Annotated in this window: 1 protein-coding gene and 1 pseudogene; both read right to left on the bottom strand. The window is 71.9% G+C overall.

Going from position 1 to position 2417, the window contains the following annotated elements:
• Positions 1 to 9: 9 nt before the first annotated feature.
• Positions 10 to 1227 (bottom strand): ABC transporter substrate-binding protein, encoded by a 1218-nt coding sequence (locus D3105_RS33445; protein ID WP_240647126.1) that lies wholly within the window; start codon positions 1225 to 1227, stop codon positions 10 to 12.
• 235 nt (positions 1228 to 1462) lie between these two features.
• Positions 1463 to 2417 (bottom strand): annotated as a pseudogene (locus D3105_RS33450) (substrate-binding domain-containing protein); the annotation flags it as partial.

The following is a 2417-nucleotide window of genomic DNA, read 5'->3' on the forward strand; positions in this document are numbered from 1 at the left end:
ATTGGCCCGTCAGGCATCCGGCACCGAGGTGACCTGCTGCTGGACCGGGCCCCAGGTCCAGCCGGGCACGATGGTGTCGGCAGCCTGACCGGCCAATGCGTAGACGTCCTGGTCCCCGAAGTAGGAGTTGTCGAACTCCTTCGCCGCCGCGGCGCGCATGCCCTCGTTGGCGGGCAGGGCGCTGCTGGGGGCCTTGAGGGAGCTGAGGCGGGCGGTCATGGCCGCCGGGTCGGTGGTGACCCACTTGATGAACTCGGCGGCGGCCTCGGTGTGTTCGCTGCCCTTGGGCACGATGTAGGAGGTTCCGCCGTACATGCCGGTGCTCGCCTTGCCGTCCCAGGTGGGCAGGGGAGCTATGCCCCACTTGCCCTTCGCGTCGGGGTAGCTGACGGGGAAGTTCCCCGCGCTCCAGGCGGCGCCGATGATGGTGGCGACCTTGCCGGTGGCGCGCTCCTTGTTCTCGCCCTCGCCCCAGAGCGGGGTCTTGGAGGCGAGGCCGTCGGCGAGGAGGTCGTCCCAGTAGGCGGCGACCTTGCGGGAGGCCGGGTCGTCGATGTTCACCTTCCAGGCGTCGCCGCTGGTGCCGTACCACCGGGCGCCGGCCTGCCAGGCGAGGCCGGAGAGCAGTGCGGGGTCGCCGCCGCCGAAGTTGGTGATGGTGACGTCCGGGTCGCCGGCGTGGATCTTCTCGGCGGCCGTACGGTATTCGGCCCAGGTCGTCGGCACGTCGACGCCGTGCTTCTTGAACAGGTCCTTGCGGTAGAAGAGCTGGATCGGTGTGACGTCGAAGGGGACCGCCCAGGTGGACCCTCCGAGGTTGACCAGGGACTGGACGGCCTCGGGGAACTCCTTCTTCACCAGGTCGCCGGAGCTGGGGGTGAGGTCCTCCAGGTTGCCCTCGCTGGCGTACTCGGGCAGGGCGGAGTAGTCCATGGTGGCCACGTCGGGGGCGTTGCCGCCCTTGACCGCGTTGGACAGTTTGGTGACGCCCTCGGGGCCCGCGGGGACCATGGAGAACTTCACCTTGATGTCGGTGTGCGTCTTGTTGAAGGCGTCGGCGGTCTCCTTGGCGCCCGCGGTGGCCGACCAGAAGGTGAGGGTGACGGGCTTGCCGTCGCCGGGGCCCGAGGCGTCCGAGCCCGAGCCGCCGCAGGCGGTGGTGAGCAGGGCGAGTGAGGCGGCGGACGCCGCGAGGGCGAGGCGGGACGTGCGGGCGATACAGGGCATGGGCCGGCTCCTACGGGACCTCGAACTGCGGGAGATGAGGTGAACGGCACACATCATTTTGCGCAGAACCGATCGCCGTCAAGAGGAAATGACCAATTCAATCGAATCGATCATCGAGGGGTCGGTGCCGCATCCACGACGACCGTCGAGCTCCGGGAACACGAAGAGCCGTGCCCGCAGGGCCTGTTGACCCGGGCACGGTTCGTGGTGCGGTGCTCCTGCGTCGCTTCGTGCGTCAGGGAGCGGTGGCGGCCGCCCCGCAGGAGACCCGGACCCGCAGGGTGGGCAGGATGTCCAGATGCCGACGGGCGCCGGCACCCGGGCCCGCCGTGTCCGTCGCGCCGGGCTCGCCGACGCCGAGGCGGGACAGCAGGAGCCGGGCCGCGGCGGCGCCCACGGCGTGCTTGTCCGGGGCCACCGCGGTGAGCGGCAGGTCGGCGAGGGATGCGACCTCGTCGTCGTACGCGATCACCGCGAGGTCTTCGGGCACCCGCACTCCCCTGGCCTGGAGCCGGGGGATGAGGACGATCGCGTCGGCGTCGCTGTGCACGATCGCGGCGGTCACGTTGCCGCTCGCCACACCCTGGCACAAGTACTCCAGGGTTCGCTCGAAACGATCGGCCTCCGACCGCGACGGAGCCTCGTCCAGCGGTGAGGGCGACACCGGGGTCAGCCCCAGCGCCTCCACGGCGGCCCTGTAGCCGACCCGGAGCCGGGGAGCGGTCGGACTTTCCTGCACGGCGAGCGCGATCGCCCGGTGCCCGAGCCCGGCCAGGTGCGCCACCGCTTCGGCGGCCCCGTGCGCATGGTCCGAGCGGACCCGGTCCAGGCGCGCCGCCGGGTGGCCGAGGGGCGCGGAACGTTCCACCAGGACGACCGGGGTCTCCTGCTCTACCGTCCACAGGCCCTCGCCCTGCTCCGGGCAGCCGCGTTCCCAGCTCGGGGTGAGCAGCAGCCCGTCGGCGCCGGTGGACAGCAGCCGCCGGGCCTGCGCGGCGTCCTCGTCCGGGAGGTAACGGGAGAGCCCGATCGTGAGCCGGGCTCCCGCCGCCTCGACGGTCTGCCGGGCGCCGCGCACGACGTCCGCGTAGTAGTACTCGGTGGTCGGCACCACCATGCCCACCACCAGCCCTTCGGCGGAGGGTGCGGGGGCCGGGGCGGGCCGGGACTCGCCCGGATGGCCACACCAC

This window comes from Streptomyces globisporus (assembly GCF_003501885.1).
Classification (GTDB): Bacteria; Actinomycetota; Actinomycetes; order Streptomycetales; family Streptomycetaceae; genus Streptomyces; species Streptomyces globisporus_D.